General features: G+C 66.5%; 11 protein-coding genes. 5 read left to right on the plus strand and 6 right to left on the minus strand.

Annotation, left to right across the window (positions count from 1 at the left end; translation table 11 throughout):
- Nucleotides 1-23: 23 nt before the first annotated feature.
- Both argJ and argC read right to left on the minus strand, forming a co-directional pair.
- Entirely contained in the window at nucleotides 24-1,190 is a 1,167-nt protein-coding gene (gene argJ, locus AC5RTE_RS07685; protein WP_494040808.1) for a bifunctional glutamate N-acetyltransferase/amino-acid acetyltransferase ArgJ, read from the minus strand.
- Entirely contained in the window at nucleotides 1,187-2,218 is a 1,032-nt protein-coding gene (argC, locus tag AC5RTE_RS07690) for an N-acetyl-gamma-glutamyl-phosphate reductase (RefSeq protein WP_494040809.1), read from the minus strand. The genes argJ and argC overlap by 4 nt, the downstream gene beginning before the upstream one ends.
- A gap of 132 nt (nucleotides 2,219-2,350) precedes the next feature.
- Between argC and AC5RTE_RS07695 the strand changes: the two genes are divergently transcribed.
- The 3 genes from AC5RTE_RS07695 to AC5RTE_RS07705 all read left to right on the plus strand — a co-directional run bounded on the left by AC5RTE_RS07695 (nucleotide 2,351) and on the right by AC5RTE_RS07705 (nucleotide 8,838).
- Nucleotides 2,351-3,316: a quinone oxidoreductase family protein gene (locus AC5RTE_RS07695; RefSeq protein ID WP_494040810.1), complete on the plus strand. Its 966-nt coding sequence runs from the start codon at nucleotides 2,351-2,353 to the stop codon at nucleotides 3,314-3,316.
- A 177-nt stretch (nucleotides 3,317-3,493) separates the two neighbouring features.
- The gene (locus AC5RTE_RS07700; protein ID WP_494041327.1) at nucleotides 3,494-7,411 is read left to right on the plus strand and encodes a Pls/PosA family non-ribosomal peptide synthetase; all 3,918 of its coding nucleotides are present in this window, start codon (nucleotides 3,494-3,496) and stop codon (nucleotides 7,409-7,411) included.
- Between the two features lie 68 nt (nucleotides 7,412-7,479).
- Complete coding sequence (locus AC5RTE_RS07705; protein ID WP_494040811.1) at nucleotides 7,480-8,838, plus strand: M1 family metallopeptidase; 1,359 nt, start codon at nucleotides 7,480-7,482, stop codon at nucleotides 8,836-8,838.
- Between the two features lie 45 nt (nucleotides 8,839-8,883).
- On the opposite strand, the gene AC5RTE_RS07710 is transcribed toward AC5RTE_RS07705, so the two are convergent.
- Genes AC5RTE_RS07710 through pheS form a run of 3 tightly spaced genes read right to left on the minus strand, consistent with a single transcriptional unit; the run spans nucleotide 8,884 to nucleotide 13,186 of the window.
- Complete coding sequence (locus AC5RTE_RS07710) at nucleotides 8,884-9,561, minus strand: 4'-phosphopantetheinyl transferase family protein (RefSeq protein ID WP_494040812.1); 678 nt, start codon at nucleotides 9,559-9,561, stop codon at nucleotides 8,884-8,886.
- 17 nt (nucleotides 9,562-9,578) lie between these two features.
- Nucleotides 9,579-12,122, minus strand: coding sequence for a phenylalanine--tRNA ligase subunit beta (gene pheT / locus AC5RTE_RS07715; protein WP_494040813.1), 2,544 nt, complete (start codon nucleotides 12,120-12,122; stop codon nucleotides 9,579-9,581).
- A gap of 2 nt (nucleotides 12,123-12,124) precedes the next feature.
- On the minus strand, nucleotides 12,125-13,186 hold the full coding sequence (gene pheS, locus AC5RTE_RS07720; protein WP_494040814.1) for a phenylalanine--tRNA ligase subunit alpha: 1,062 nt from the start codon (nucleotides 13,184-13,186) through the stop codon (nucleotides 12,125-12,127).
- Between the two features lie 208 nt (nucleotides 13,187-13,394).
- Between pheS and AC5RTE_RS07725 the strand changes: the two genes are divergently transcribed.
- Nucleotides 13,395-13,871, plus strand: a complete 477-nt coding sequence (locus tag AC5RTE_RS07725) for a hypothetical protein (protein WP_494040815.1) — start codon at nucleotides 13,395-13,397, stop codon at nucleotides 13,869-13,871.
- A gap of 65 nt (nucleotides 13,872-13,936) precedes the next feature.
- The gene (locus AC5RTE_RS07730) at nucleotides 13,937-15,067 is read left to right on the plus strand and encodes an Rv2578c family radical SAM protein (RefSeq protein ID WP_494040816.1); all 1,131 of its coding nucleotides are present in this window, start codon (nucleotides 13,937-13,939) and stop codon (nucleotides 15,065-15,067) included.
- On the opposite strand, the gene AC5RTE_RS07735 is transcribed toward AC5RTE_RS07730, so the two are convergent.
- Nucleotides 15,064-15,513 (minus strand): (deoxy)nucleoside triphosphate pyrophosphohydrolase, encoded by a 450-nt coding sequence (locus tag AC5RTE_RS07735; protein WP_494040817.1) that lies wholly within the window; start codon nucleotides 15,511-15,513, stop codon nucleotides 15,064-15,066. The two genes, AC5RTE_RS07730 and AC5RTE_RS07735, sit on opposite strands and share 4 nt — an antisense overlap.
- Nucleotides 15,514-15,593 lie beyond the last annotated feature (80 nt).

The following is a 15,593-nucleotide window of genomic DNA, read 5'->3' on the forward strand; positions in this document are numbered from 1 at the left end:
GGGTTGCCGGGCTGCTGGGCGGTTCAGCTTGAGTAGGCGCTGTTCTCATGCACGTAGTCGTGGGTGAGGTCGTTGGTCCAAATGGTGGCCTCGGCGTTGCCGGCCTGCAGGTCGATTTCCACCAGGACCTCGCGCGGTTCCAGGTCCACCAGTCCACGGTCATCCCCGATGCTGCCGTTCCGGCAGATCTGGACGCCGTTCATGGCTACGTTCAGCTGGTCGGGTTCGAAAGCGGCGTCCGTGGTGCCTACAGCGGAGAGCACCCGGCCCCAGTTCGGGTCCTTGCCGAAGATGGCGGCCTTAAAAAGGTTGGACCGGGCCACGGAGCGGGACACTGTTTCGGCGTCCGCTTCGCTGGCCGCGTTGAAGGTGCGGATGGCGATGTCGTGGCTGGCACCTTCGGCGTCGGCAATGAGTTTGCGCGCCAGTTCCGCGCAGACCTGGGTGAGGCCGGCGCCGAAGGCCTCGGCGGACGGCACGGCCCCGGAGGCGCCGGAGGCGAGCAGGACCACTGTGTCATTGGTGGACATGCAGCCATCGGAGTCCGCGCGGTCAAAGGTGACGCGGGTGGAATCGCGGAGGACGACGTCGAGTAATTCCGCTTCCACCGCGGCATCCGTGGTGAGGACCACCAGCATCGTGGCGAGTCCGGGCGCCAGCATGCCGGCCCCCTTGGCGATGCCGCCGATGCTGAACTCCTGGCCGTCTGCGTCGGTGCCGATAAACAGCGCCGCCTTCGGAACCGAGTCGGTGGTCATAATGGCGGTGCCTGCGTCCGGTCCACCGCCAGTGCTGAGGGCAGCCGCGGCAGCCTCCACGCCGGGAAGGATCTTGTCCATGGGCAACTGCTCGCCGATCAGGCCGGTGGAGCAGACAAACACGTCAGTAGCAGAAAGGCCCAGCACTTCGGCCACTTTTTCGGCCGTGCTATGGGTGTTCTGGAAGCCGGTAGGCCCGGTGCAGGCGTTGGCTCCGCCGGAGTTCAGGACCACGGCGTCCACCCGGCCGTCCGAAACCACCTGGCGGGACCAGTGGACGGGCGCCGCTGCAACCCGGTTGCTGGTGAAGACGGCGGCAGCGGACTTGGACGGGCCGTCATTGACCACCAGGGCGAGGTCGGGCTTGCCGGAGGTCTTGAGTCCGGCGGTAACGCCGGCGGCCCGGAAGCCACGGGGTGCGGTAATGGTCACGGGGCTACTCCCTGCAGGTCAAGCCCGGCGGTTTCCGCCAGGCCGAGGGCAATGTTCATGGACTGGACGGCGCCGCCGGCGGTGCCCTTGGTGAGGTTGTCTATGGCGCAGGTGACGATCACGCGGCCGGAATGGGAGTCAAAGGCCAGCTGCATGGCTGCGTGGTTTGATCCCTGGACAGACTTGGTGGCGGGCCACTGCCCGTCCGGAAGCACGTGCACGAAGGGTTCGTCGCCGTACGCATCGGTCCACGCCTGGCGGAGCTGTTCGGCAGTAGTACCCGGTTTCACCTTCGCCGTAGCCGTGGTGAGAATGCCGCGGCTCATCGGTGCGAGGGTGGGCGTGAACGACACTGTCACCTGCTCCCCTGCTGCGTTGGAGAGGCCCTGCTCGATCTCGGGCGTGTGCCGGTGGCCGCCGCCTACGCCGTAGGGGCTCATTGAGCCCATCACCTCGGAGCCAATCAGGTTGACCTTCGCTGCCTTGCCCGCACCTGAGGTGCCGGAGGCGGAAACAATCACGACGTCGTCGGGCTGGAGGAGGTTGGCAGCGAACCCGGGCGTCAGGGCCAGCAGGGCCGACGTCGGGTAGCAGCCGGGCACGGCGATCCGGCTGGCGCCCTTGAGGGCTTCACGCTGGCCGGGCAGTTCGGGCAGGCCGTAGGGCCATGTTCCGGCGTGGGCTGAGCCGTAGAATTTTTCCCATGCCGCCGGGTCCTCCAGGCGGTGGTCCGCACCGGCGTCGATTACCACTGTTCCTTCCGGAAGCTGGGCAGCAATCTCTGCGGAGGCCCCGTGCGGCAGCGCGAGGAACACGACGTCGTGGCCCGAAAGGTTTTCCACGGTGGTGTCCTCGAGGATCCGGCCAGCCAGCCCGTGCAGGTGGGGCTGCAGCTCGCCCAGGCGTGAACCGGCGTTGCTGTGCGCGGTGATCGCTCCGATGGTCACGTCCGGATGGCCCGCGAGCAGGCGGAGCACTTCTCCGCCCGCGTAGCCGCTGGCCCCGGAGACTGCAACAGAAATAGTCATGGCCTCGACTATACAGCAATACTTATGCACGATGGCCGATATTTATGCATGCTTTGCTTCCTGGCCTGCTGGTATCCCTAGGATGGTCACAGCAGCTGGAGCCCGGAAGTTCCGGGCCTGGGAAGGGGAGCAATGACGCACGCAATCGTCGCACGGCAGGCAGGCGGACCGGAAGTCCTCGTTTACGAAGAAGTGGAAGCTCCCGCTCCCGGTCCCGGACAACTGCTGATCCAGGTGGCTGCAGCGGGCGTCAACTTCATTGACACCTACAAACGCGGCGGGGTTTACAAGGTCCCGTATCCGTTTACCCCGGGCTCGGAAGCCGCGGGAAAGGTTGTGGGCGTGGGCCCTGGGGTAACGGCGTTCGCGGAAGGGGACCGGGTGGCTACGGCCGAGGGCGCAGACTGCTATGCCGGCTATGCGCTGGTCGACGAGGATAAGGCCTTGTCTGTGCCGGAAGGACTGGACGATGCCACCGCCGCCGCCCTCCCCCTGCAGGGCCTGACCGCACATTACCTGGTCAACTCCACCTTCAAGGTTGAAGCCGGCCAGGACGTCCTGCTGCACGCCGGCGCAGGCGGGGTGGGGCTGCTGCTCATCCAGCTCCTCAAGGCCAAGGGTGCGCGGGTCATCACCACGGTCTCCACCGACGAGAAGGAAGCCCTCGCACTTGACGCCGGGGCGGACCACGTCCTGCGGTATGACGGTTTTAGTACGGCCGTGCGGGACCTCACCGACGGCAAGGGAGTGGACGTTGTTTATGACGGCGTTGGCAAGGACACCTTTGACGGTTCCCTTAACGCCCTTCGGGTGCGGGGGACTCTGGTTCTGTTCGGCGCAGCCTCAGGCCCCGTTCCGCCTGTGGACCCGCAGCGGCTGAACGCAGGCGGCTCGCTGTTCCTCACCAGACCCACCATGGCGCACTACCTGCAGGACGCGGCGGAACGGCGCTGGCGCTCGGACGAGATCTTCGCCGCCGCCGCGAACGGCAGCCTCAAGGTCCGGATCGGCGCATCGTATCCGCTCGCGGAGGCCGGTCAGGCGCACCGCGACCTCGAAGGCCGCCGCACCACCGGAAAGGTCATCCTGGTTCCGTAACGGCAGCTTCCGGGCCCGGGGCGCAACTTGAGCGGGTATAAAGTTCGCCGGGCCCGTGTTGAACAACGTCGGACCAACGGGTGGACAGCCGGCAAATTTGGTCACTTTCTGTTCACCTTGTCCCGGCACACTGCTCTGGTGACCGAGCAACAAAGCAGCAGCCTTGCAACAGACGGCATCCCGGGGCTCCTCCCCCGCTACGAGGCGCAGCTTGCCGGGTCCGCCGCGACTCCCCCCGCGAGGACGCTTGTTGACATCCTCCAGGACACCGCGGACCGCTACCCGGATGCCTCCGCCCTTGACGACGGCCGGGAATCCCTGAGCTACGCCCAATTGCTCGCGGCGGTCCGCTCGGCCGGACGGGAGATGCACCTTGCCGGGCTCGGGGCCGGCGACAGGATCGGCGTTCGCGTCCCGTCCGGCACCAACAGGCTGTACATTTCCATCCTGGCCATCCTGCTCATTGGCGCTGCCTATGTTCCCGTGGACGCGGATGATCCCGAGGAACGGGCCAGGCTGGTATTCGCTGAAGCGCGTGTCGCCGCCGTCGTGACTGAAAGCGGAGTGACGCTCAACGGCACCCTGCCCTCGCCCTTTCCCTCCCCCCGGACAGCAGAGGTTGATGACGACGCCTGGGTAATCTTCACGTCCGGCTCCACGGGAACGCCCAAGGGCGTCGCCGTCCGGCACCGTTCAGCAGCCGCCTTCGTGGACGCCGAGGCCCGGATATTCCTCGCCCCAGAGCCCCTTGGAACGTCAGACCGGGTGCTTGCAGGCTTGTCAGTGGCTTTTGATGCCTCGTGCGAGGAGATGTGGCTGGCGTGGCGGCACGGCGCCTGCCTGGTCCCGGCTCCGCGGGCATTGGTCCGCACCGGCATGGACTTGGGCCCCTGGCTCATTAGCCACGGCATCACCGTTGTGTCCACCGTCCCCACCCTGGCTGCCCTGTGGCCCGCCGAAGCATTGGAAAACGTCCGGTTGCTGATCTTTGGCGGCGAAGCCTGCCCCCTGGAACTGGCTGAACGGCTGGCCGTTGACGGCCGGGAAGTCTGGAATACCTACGGCCCCACCGAGGCCACCGTTGTGGCCTGCGCTGCCCCCTTGGGCGGACGGGGACCAGTGCGGATCGGGCTTCCCCTGGACGGCTGGGATCTGGCGGTAGTGGACGGCCAAGGCGTTCCGGTCCCGGAAGGAGCCGTAGGTGAACTCATCATCGGCGGAGTAGGGCTTGCCCGTTACCTGGACGCGGCCAAGGACGCCGAAAAGTATGCGCCCTTCCCGGCACTCGGCTGGCAGCGCGCCTACCGCTCGGGTGACCTTGTCCGCTACGAAGCCGAAGGACTCGTCTTCATGGGCCGCGCCGACGAGCAGGTCAAACTGGGCGGACGCCGCATTGAACTTGGCGAAGTGGATGCCGCATTGCAGGCCCTGCCCGGGATCGCCGGTGCTGCGGCCGCCGTCCGTACGACGGCGGCCGGGAACCAGATCCTGGTGGGGTACCTTGCGCCCGCCGGGGCTGCGAAACCGGACCTTACCGCCGCCCGCCAAGCCCTTGCTGCCACCCTTCCCGCCGCCTTGGTTCCGCTGTTGACCGTCGTCGGCTCCCTGCCAACCAAGACCAGCGGCAAGGTGGACCGGAACGCCCTGCCCTGGCCGCTTGCAGGTTCCGGCGCCGATGACGCAGCCGCTGCCCCGCTTAACCTCCCCGATGACGCCCGCTGGATTGTCGAGCAGTGGGGCGCCGTCCTCGGCATCAAGGCGACCAGCCTCGACGCAGACTTTTTTGCCGCCGGCGGCGGGTCCCTGGCCGCAGCCCAACTCGTTTCCGCGCTCCGGGTCCGCTACCCCACCATCACTGTGGCAGACATCTACGCCACGCCCAGGGTCGGGGCCCTCATCGATGCTGCCCGCCAGTCCATGCCGAAGGGAGCTGCGGCCGGCCCCGCCGAGGCGCGCATCGTCCGGCCTACCGCCCGCAAGTCCCAGGTTTTCCAGACTCTGATGGGAGTGCCGTTGCATATCCTCGTGAGCATGCGGTGGCTGACCTACCTGATGGCAGGCAACAACGTCCTCGCCGGGCTGGCCGGTTTCAGCGGCGCGGTAACAGTGTCCTGGTGGTGGGTTGGTGCGTCCTGGCTGGTGTTCGTCAGTCCTGCCGGACGCATGGGCTTGTCCGTGGCCGCGGCCCGTCTCCTGCTCCGGAAGGTTGAGCCCGGGACCTACCCCAGGTCCGGCAAAGTCCATCTGCGGTTGTGGCTGGCTGAGCAGATTCAGGATCTTGCGGGGGCGATAAGTCTGGCAAGCGCACCCTGGGTTCCCTATTACGCGCGCGCTCTGGGTGCGAAGATCGGCAGTAACGTGCACCTGCACTCGCTGCCGCCGGTCACCGGCTTCCTCTCGCTTGGCAACGGGGCGAATGTGGAGCCCGAGGTGGACCTTTCGGGATGGTGGATCGACGGCGACGACGTGCACATCGGAGCCATCCGCATTGGGGCAGGTGCCACGGTAGGTGCCCGCAGCACCCTGATGCCCGGCGCCAGCATCGGGGCAGGCGGGCAGGTGGAGCCGGGTTCGGCGGTTCTGGGCAAGGTCAAGGCGGGCCAGGTTGTGGCCGGTTCCCCGGCAGAACGCAGGGGCAAAGCCAAGCAGAACTGGCCCGCCCAGCCGCCCACCAGTCCAGGACTTGACCGGCTCTGGCTTACCGCGTTCGCCGCCGCCAGCACCCTGCTGGCCATGATTCCCTACCTTTCCGCGGGAGTTGCCTGCCTGGTGGTGTTCTCGTTCATCAGGGGCAACAGTTCGCTGTCGGAGGCGTGGATTCCCCTGCTGGTTTCCTTGCCTCTTGCCGCCCTTGCCTGGTTCGCTGCCAACCTGCTCCTGATCCTGGGCACCACCCGCCTGCTGGGCTTGGGCCTGCGCGAGGGCTACTACCGTGTCCGGAGCCGGATCGGCTGGCAGGTCTGGGCTACGGAACGCGTGCTGGATCTGGCCCGCGACCTGCTGTTTCCCATCTATGCCAGCCTGTTTACACCTGTCTGGCTCCGGCTGCTGGGCGCAAAGGTCGGAAAGAACGTGGAAGCTTCCACCGTGCTGCTGCTTCCCAAAATGACCACGGTGGGCGAGGGCGCGTTCCTGGCCGACGACACCATGGTGGCCTCTTACGAGCTTGGCGGCGGCTGGTTGAGGATCGCACCCGCCAAGATTGGCAAGCGGTCATTCCTCGGCAACTCGGGAATGACCGGAGCGGGCCGCAATGTTCCAAAGAACTCACTGGTGGCCGTACTCTCGGCGACGCCGTCCAAAGCCAAGTCCGGAACATCCTGGCTGGGAAGCCCTCCCGTCCGTTTGCGGCGCACCGCTGTCGCGTCAGACAACTCGCGCACCTACCAGCCGCCGCGGAGGCTGAAAATCGCCCGGGCGCTATGGGAAAGCTGCCGTTTCGTTCCCGTGGTGCTGACAGTGGGACTCGCCGCCGCGGTCCTGCTGGCCTTTGACTGGTTGGCCTCGGCCGGTGGTTATGCGCTGGCTGCCTTGCTTGGGGGTTTGGTGATGCTCCTGGCAGGAGCAGTGGCAGCCGGCAGCGCCGTTGCGGCCAAGTGGCTGCTCATCGGCCGGATCAGGGCCGGTGAACATCCCCTGTGGACTTCTTTCATCTGGCGCAACGAAGTGGTGGACACGTTCATCGAGATGGTCAGCGCGCCCTGGTTCGCCCGTGCCGCCACCGGCACACCGGCCCTTGTCTGGTGGCTGCGCGCCCTTGGGGCCAAAATCGGTTCCGGAACATGGTGCGAGAGCTATTGGCTGCCGGAGGCTGATCTCGTTACCTTGGGTGCGAACTCCACCGTCAACCGGGGCTGCGTGGTTCAAACCCACCTTTTCCACGACCGGATCATGAGCATTGGCCCTGTTACGCTCGAAGACGGCGCAACGATGGGACCACATGGTGTCATCCTTCCGCAGGCGCGGATAGGCTCCGGTGGAACAGTTGGTCCCGCATCGCTGGTGATGCGTGGGGAGACAGTACCGGCGGGAACCTACTGGATGGGCAACCCTGTCAGCCCGTGGGCCGGGCCGGGCCGGCCGCCGGCGAAATAAGGCGCTCCGGCATCACCTGCAGCAACACTTCTCCGTCCAACAACAGTAGTAGCGAAGGCCCCTCCCCGATGAGCTCGCCAGAAACAGTGCGCGGAACCTCCACCCGCGGGTACGGACCCGCCCTGGACTCAGGCCCCTATGCTGCCCACCATGGCACCGGCGCCTATAGTGTGCACCGGTACGAGCTGGAACTGGATTACAGGCTTGCGAGCAACCGGCTGAACGGCAGGGCCCTGCTACACGCCGTAGCCAACCGCGCTGCTTCGGCCGTTGTGCTTGACCTGGCCGGGCTTCGGGCAGTCAAAGTGCAGTTCAACGGCCGCCGGGTGCGCCGCTTTTCCCAGCGCGCCGAACAACTGGTGGTGCATCTGGAGGCCGCCCTCGTTTCCGGCGAAGGCTTCACCGTGGACGTCCGCTATGAGGGCAATCCTGCTCCCCGCCGCGGCCTTTGGGGCGAGGTGGGCTGGGAAGAATTGACTGACGGTGTACTGGTCGCAGGACAACCCAACGGCGCCCCTTCCTGGTTCCCCTGCAATGACCAACCCCGGGACAAGGCCAGCTACCGCATCTCCGTCACGACGGACACTGGCTACCGGGCCGTCTGTAACGGCGTGCTGGTCAACAACACACGCGGGTCCAGCAGGGAGACCTGGACGTACGAGCAGAAAGAGCCAATGGCCACCTATCTGGCCACGGTGCAAATCGGCAGGTACGAATCCGTGGTCCTTGACGACGGATCTGCCGGCGGCGTGGTCCAGACCGCCGCGGTGCCCCCGTCCCTCGCCGACGCAGCAGGGGCCGCGCTGGGACGGCAGCGTGACATGATGGCGACATTCGTCCGGCGGTTCGGCCCGTACCCCTTCCCGGGATACACCGTGGTGATCGCTGATGACGTACTGGAGATCCCGCTCGAAGCCCAATCGCTGTCGATCTTCGGACGGAACCATATGGGCTTCGATTGGGAATCCCAGCGGCTTATCGCCCATGAGCTTTCGCACCAGTGGTTCGGCAACTCGCTGACTGTGGCAGGCTGGCATGACATTTGGCTTCACGAGGGTTTTGCCTGCTACGCGGAGTGGATCTGGTCTGAGGAGGCCGGCGTCCTGGGCGCCCAGGAGAGGGCAGCGTCAGCCTGGCATGTGCTGGCCCAAGCGGAACAGGACCTGCTGATCGGAGATCCCGGCCCCGCCCTGATGTTTGACGACCGCGTCTACAAGCGGGGTGCGCTGGCACTGCACGCGCTCCGGCGCCATTGCGGGGACCTGGCCTTCTTCACACTGCTGCAGGAGTGGACCAGGACCCACTCCCACGGATCGGTTGCAACAGCCGACTTCGTGCTCGCGGCGAACCGCGTGACGGGCATCGACGCCGAGGCGGTGCTTCATCCCTGGCTCTTCGAATTGGCGCTTCCGCCGCTGCCGGCCTAGCAGAATCCGGCTTGGCAAAACCCGGCCCAGCAGAATCCGGCCACGCTAACTGAGCCGGCCGAGCGCTACGGCAGCAACGAGCGAGGCCGGCAGGCCTGTTGCGGCAGGCGGCAGGTCGGTCAGCCCCGGCTTGTCCAGGACAGCCACCTCACGGGGATCCCTCCGGAGTCCATCGCCGGTCATTTTGAGCCAGGCCTCTTTCCGGGTCCACAGCCGCGCCCTTTCGCGGAGGAGGGCTGATCCGTGGAGACCGGCAAGGGCGGGCTTTTCTCCGTCCGCCAGGGCCACGGCGTCGAAGCCCACGAAGTCAAGCCGTTCCGGATCCTCGGCGTCGGCACCCAGCCTTTCCCCCGCCGCCGGTGAGTGGAGGGCCGCCAACAGAACCCAGTCCCCGGCACGGGCCATGCTCAGCAGCAGGGGCAGCGACCGGCCGTGATGCGTAAAACCCGGGCGGCCATGGGACAGGTCAGGTCCGGACCCGCATCGCGGACAGGAGTACGCTGCCGTCAGTTGAGCGGCGGGGATCTCGAGTATATTGCCCGCAAAGCGGCGCAGGGCCGCCCTGCCGGCCAGGAAGCGGGCGGCGGCACCGGGTTCCATGGCTGCTGCCCGCAACGCCTCTGCCCGCCCGGGAATCACTCCATCCCCGGGACCGGTGCCTGCCTGCGGACAGCGAAGATCAGCAGACACATTCGCTGCCCGCAGCACGAGCCTGGAGTCCATATGGCCCGGTGTGCCGCCTAGCGCTGGACCGCGCCGAAGCGCCCGGCCGCCGCTGCCACTGCGGCTTCCCGTGCAGCTGATGCCTCATCCGCTGTCAACGTGCGGTCAGCCGCGCGGAAGCGGAGCCCGAAAGCGAGGGACTTCTTGCCTTCTTCGATCCCTTTGCCGGTGTAGACATCGAAAAGCGCAACGTCCTCCAACAGCTCACCGGCGCCTTCCCGGAGTGCTGCCAGTACGTCCTCGGCCGGAACGCCGGCAGGCACCACAAGCGCCACGTCCTGGGTGGCAACCGGGAACGAGGAAATGTGGCGCGCCACGATGACGTCCGCCGCGGCGCTGAACAGGGCGTCGGCGTTGAGTTCCAGGGCAACCGAGCGGGCAGGCATGTCAGAGGCTGCAAGGAGCTTGGGGTGCAGCTCTCCGGCGTAACCCACAACCTCCCCCGACCGCAGGGACAGCTGCGCAGCGCGGCCCGGGTGGAATGCCTGGTGGCTGCCCTGGCTGACCACTACTTCCACGCCCAGGACATCACCGGCAAGGCGGGCAATGTCCAGGGCGTCCGCCCAGTCCCACAGCCGCGGTGAATGTGCCGCGGCGGCCGGGGAATCGTGCCCGGTGAGGACCACGGCAAGGTGGAACGGTTGGGCCGGGACGCCGTCGTACAGTCCGTCCAGCACCTCATCACTTGGCTTGATGCCCAGGGGCGGGATGGAGTCTGTCCCCATCCGCTCCGCCGGCAGGAACACCAGGCCCGACTCGAAGATGGCGAGGTCGCGGAAACCGCGCGAGTGGTTGCGCTTGGCCACCTCAATGAGTCCCGGCAGGATGGAGGCGCGCAGGAAGCCTTGCTCCTCGCTGATGGGGTTTGCCAGCTTGACCGCTGTCCGCCCTGCTCCCTGTTCTGCCACGCCAAAGGTGTCGTTGGCGGCCTTGGACACAAAGGGATAAGACAGCACTTCGGTGAGCCCGGCGTCAGCCAGCGCCTGGATGAGGCGCCGGCGCTGCTGCTGCACGCGGGTCAGGCCGCGCCCGGGAGGCGCCACCGGCAAGGTGGCGGGAATTCGGTCGTAACCCACCAGCCGGGCGATCTCCTCGGAAAGATCCTCCTTGGTCTCCAGGTCATGCCGCCAGCTCGGGGCAGTAACGCTCCACCCGCCGTCGTTCTTCACCACGGTGGCGCCAAGGTCCTCAAGGGAAGTAACAATCTGCTCTTCGGTGAAATCGATGCCGATCCGGGCGGCAGCGAAGTCCGCGGGCAGTGCGATCGTGACGGGGTCCGGGACGGTGCCGACGTCGGTTCCCGCCTCGTCAGCCGTGCCACCCGCCAGATCCACCAGGAGGTCCACTACCCGCTGCGCGGCGATGCCGGCCACCTGCCAGTCCACGCCGCGCTCGAAACGCTTGGAGGCCTCGGACGGCAGCTTGTGCCGGCGGCGCGAGCGGGCGATGGAAACCTCATCGAAGTGCGCGGCCTCGACCAGGATGTTCGACGTCGAATCGCCCACCTCGGTGGCCGCCCCGCCCATCACGCCGGCGATGCCAATCGGCCCGGAAGCGTCGGTGATCAGGAGGTCCTCGGCGTCGAGCGTCCGTTCCTTGTCATCCAAAGTGGTGATCTTCTCGCCCGCCAGGGCCCGGCGCACCACGATGTCCCCGGACAGTTTGTCCAGGTCATAGCAGTGCGTGGGCTGGCCGAGTTCCAGCATCACGTAGTTGGAAATGTCCACCGGCAGTGAGATGGAGCGGATGCCGGCCAGCCGGAGCCGGGAGGTCATCCACGGTGGTGTGGGCCTGGTGGCGTCCACGCCGCGGATGGTGCGGGCCACGAACCGGTCGCAGCCCGGCTTGCCGTAGATCGGGGCGTCGTCGTTGATTTTGACGCCATAGCCGCCCGCGGGCGCCGCGGGAGCGCTGACCCGCGAGGCGGGATCGTTGAAGGCGGTCCCGGTGGCGTGCGCGTACTCGCGTGCCAGGCCGCGGATGGAGAAGGCGTAGCCGCGGTCCGGGGTGACGTTGATTTCCGCCGCCTGGTCGTAGAGGCCCAGGAGCTCCATGGCGTCGGTGCCGATTTCGGGATCCAGCCCAATGCGGGACAGCACCAGGATGCCGTCATGGTCCTCGCCGATGCCGAGTTCGCGGACCGAGGCGATCATGCCGGCGGAAAGGTGGCCATAGGTCTTGCGGGCAGAGATGTGGAAATCCCCGGGGAGAACCGCGCCCGGAAGCGTGACCACTACCTTGTCGCCCTCAACGAAGTTGTGGGCGCCGCAGATGATGCCCTGCACGCCGGACGGGTCGATGCCCTTGCCTGTCAGGGTCTGCTCCTGGCCCTCGGGGACAACACGGACCTGGCACCAGTTGATGGTTTTGCCGTTGGTCTGCGGTTCCTTGACCAGGCTCAGCACCTGGCCCACCACGATGGGGCCCTGGAGAGTGTCCGTGGGGCGGTGGACGTCCTCCTCCTCAAAGCCGACCTTGACGAGCTCGGCCATAACGTCTTCGGCCGTTGCTCCGGCCGGTACCTCTGCGAATTCACGCAGCCATGAAATTGGGATACGCACTGTTAGATCTCCATCCCGAAGTGCTCGCTGAAACGTACATCGCCTTCGATCATGTCGCGCATGTCCCCCACCTCGTTGCGGAACATCAGGGTGCGTTCAATACCCATGCCGAAGGCAAAACCTGAGTAGATCTCCGGGTCGATGCCTGCGGCACGGAGCACGTTGGGGTTGACCATGCCGCAGCCGCCCCACTCGATCCAGCGCGGGCCGCCCTTGGCACCGGGATGCCAGATGTCCAGTTCCGCGGATGGCTCCGTGAACGGGAAGTAGTTGGGGCGCAGCCGGATCTGGGCTTCGTCGCCAAACATTTGCCGGGCAAAGTGCTCAAGGGTGCCGCGCAGGTCAGCCATGCTGAGCTTCTTGTCGATGGCCAGGCCCTCGAACTGGTGGAACACCGGCGTGTGCGTGGCGTCCAGCTCGTCCGTGCGGAATACCTTGCCCGGGCACAGGACGTAGATGGGCAGCTCGCGTTCCAGCATGGAGCGGACCTGCACCGGAGAAGTGTGGGTGCGCATCAGGAGGTGGGCCTCGGGCGGTTCCACAAAGAAGGTGTCCTGCATCTCGCGCGCCGGGTGGTCCGGTTTGAAGTTCAGTGCATCGAAGTTGAACCATTCAGATTCGACTTCCGGCCCCTCGGCGATCTCCCAGCCCATGCCCACAAAGATGTCCGCAACGCGGTCCTGGAGGGTGGACAGGGGGTGGCGGGCACCGGCACGGCGACGGCGGGGTGCGGCAGTGACGTCAACGGTCTCCTCGAGCAGGATCCGGGCGTCGTTTTCCGCTTCCAGTTCTGCCGTGCGGTCGGCGAGCGCCTTGTTGACGCGTCCGCGGGACGCGCCCATGAGCTTGCCGGCGACGGCCTTCTGGTCCTTGGGCAGCTTTCCGATTTCGCGGTTGGCGAGGCTGAGCGGCGACTTCTCACCGGTGTGCGCGAGCCTCACCGCCTTGAGCCCGTCAAGGGTGGCCGCGCCGGCAATGGCGGCGATGGCCTGGTCTACAGCGGCAGTGATGGCGGCTTCATCCGTGGGGTTCGGGATGGCGGCGTCCGGCAAAGTTTCAGTCATCTACTGTTCTTAGCTACGAGTCGTGGCTGCCGGCGGCGGCGCGGCCGGCGCGGTTTCCCCGCGGCGCGTCCGTCACTGGCAGGTCATGGATGAATGACCTGAATACTCGTGCAAGTATCAGTTCATTCAATGACCGGGTCAGGGCGCACCGGAAGATCCGGCGGCCACTGCCCTCCAGTCTAATTGAACCCCCGGCTACCATGTCCTCATGACACCACGGTTGGCCCCTGAATCCCGGGCGCCCCTGACAGTCAGCCAGCGGCTGCGGCTGGCCGCCAACGCGGTTAATGGCAGCACTGCCCTGGGCCTTGCCGTGGCTGCGGCGGCGCGGACGGAAGTCAGCAGGGGCCCGCGCGGGCTGTTCATCGCGGCAGGATACCGGTGGCGTCTGCCGTTCGCCGGCGCTTTCACCCTCGGGAACGTGGTTCTGTGCCGCGGCACTGCTTCTGACCTGCTCTCCCGGCCGGCGCTGCTGGGACACGAGGAGAAACACTGCTCCCAGTACGCGTGGTGCCTTGGGGTTCCTTTCCTTCCGCTGTATCTCCTCGCCGCCGCCTGGTCGGTGGTTCGGACCGGCAATCCGGGCACGGGCAATGTCTTTGAACGCCGCGCCGGGTTGGCCGCCGGCGGTTATCCTCCGCCCTCGAACCGCCGCTCCCGCCGCCCTTCCACGATGGAGGCGTGAGGCTCGGGCGCGGAAGCCGGCGGCGGTGCTTGACTTAAGTTCGAACATATATTCGAATGGAGGTCATGAGATGGGATGCCCAAGCACTGATACCGGCGCCGGTGGAAGCGGGTGCGGCGGCCCCTGCGCTGCTTCCACTCGCGGGCCTGGTCAGGTCCGTGACGACTCCCGATTTCGCCGGCATCACCTTCCACGAGGTCACTTCCAAGTCCTTGCTCAACAGAGTCCCGGCCGGTTCACGGATGCCTTTCGAGTGGACCATCAACCCCTACCGCGGCTGCAGCCACGCCTGCGTCTACTGCTTTGCCAGGAAGACGCACACCTACCTCGATTTCGACGCCGGGCTGGACTTTGACAGCCAGGTGGTGGTGAAAGTCAACGCTGCCGAGGTCCTTCGCAAAGAGCTGGCCAAACCGTCCTGGACACGCCAGCAGGTGGCCCTGGGCACCAACACGGACCCGTACCAGCGCGCCGAGGGACGTTATCGGTTGATGCCCGGGATCATCAACGCCCTCGCTGAATCCGGCACTCCCCTTTCCATCCTGACTAAAGGAACGCTGCTGGCTCGGGACATCCCCCTGCTGAAGAGCGCGGCCACCCAAGTGCCTGTGGGGCTTGGCATCTCCCTGGCCATGACCGACGAAGCCCTGTCCGAGTCCGTGGAGCCGGGAACGCCTGGGCCGCGGGCACGGCTGAAGCTGGTATCGAGGCTTCGCGAAGCCGGGCTGCCCTGCGGGGTCATGGCCATGCCCATCCTGCCGTGGCTCTCGGACAGCGACGAAGCCCTGGATTCTCTTTTCGCCTCCCTCGCAGCCGCCGGAGCTACCGGGGTCACTGCCGGTGCGCTGTACCTGAAGCCGGGGACCAGGGAATGGTTTATGAAGTGGATCGCAACAAACCATCCCGTACTCGCCGGCCGCTACCGGCGCCTTTACGGAACCGGTTCCTATGCCTCCAAGGAGTACCGCACCTGGCTCGCAGGAAAAGTCCGCTACTTCAAGGCGCGGCACGGTTTTTCCCACTCGTCCGGCTTCAGCCACCGGGAGCTGGACGATCCCCGTGGTGAGGAGGCGGAGTACCCCGCAGGCGTCATCCCATCCATGGCGGCGGGAACGCCGCAGCCAGGGTCCGGACAGCCAGGATCCAGCGCTTCGGTGAGCCCGTCAGGGGCAGCGGACCAGGCGACGCTTTTCTAAGAGCGCGTTGATCCTGCCGGAATCGCCGCTACGGTGAGCAGGGCCCGGACAATCGGCAAATCGGCTGGAATCCACGGAAGCCCCAGGACTTCCTTCGGGTTATCCAGTGACACCCACCGGAGTTCATCATGGTCCTCGAGGGGCTGGGGCTCGCCGCCGGCGATTTCCGCGAACCATACCCGCATGCTGGCCTGGTCATTCAAGGGCCATCCATGAGGGGCTTCGGCCGGAAGCTCTGCGCCCAGCCGGACGCTGATTCCCAGTTCCTCGGCCAACTCCCGGCACAGCGCCGGCTCCGGTTCCTCGCCCGGTTCCACCTTGCCGCCCGGGAACTCCCAGAGGCCGGCGAGCTTTTCCGGCGCGCTGCGGCGGGCCACAAGCAGCTTGGAGGGCTCCCGGAGGCGGTCCACCACAGCGCCGCCCACCACCTGTATCAGTCCAGTCACCGCTTCATTGTATGGGGGACAATGGAGGTACCCGGGCACTCTTTCCCCGTCCCGGGAATACCTGCATGCCCGAAGGAGTT

The sequence above is a fragment of the Arthrobacter sp. K41 genome, assembly GCF_059089645.1.

What these genes read in the sequence shown, in the direction of transcription:
- AC5RTE_RS07730 (WP_494040816.1), top strand. Translation starts at nt 13,937, where the DNA reads ATGAGATGGGATGCCCAAGCACTGATACCGGCGCCGGTGGAAGCGGGT.
- pheS (WP_494040814.1), bottom strand. Translation starts at nt 13,186, where the DNA reads ATGACTGAAACTTTGCCGGACGCCGCCATCCCGAACCCCACGGATGAA.
- AC5RTE_RS07695 (WP_494040810.1), top strand. Translation starts at nt 2,351, where the DNA reads ATGACGCACGCAATCGTCGCACGGCAGGCAGGCGGACCGGAAGTCCTC.
- AC5RTE_RS07710 (WP_494040812.1), bottom strand. Translation starts at nt 9,561, where the DNA reads ATGGACTCCAGGCTCGTGCTGCGGGCAGCGAATGTGTCTGCTGATCTT.
- AC5RTE_RS07705 (WP_494040811.1), top strand. Translation starts at nt 7,480, where the DNA reads ATGAGCTCGCCAGAAACAGTGCGCGGAACCTCCACCCGCGGGTACGGA.
- argC (WP_494040809.1), bottom strand. Translation starts at nt 2,218, where the DNA reads ATGACTATTTCTGTTGCAGTCTCCGGGGCCAGCGGCTACGCGGGCGGA.
- AC5RTE_RS07725 (WP_494040815.1), top strand. Translation starts at nt 13,395, where the DNA reads ATGACACCACGGTTGGCCCCTGAATCCCGGGCGCCCCTGACAGTCAGC.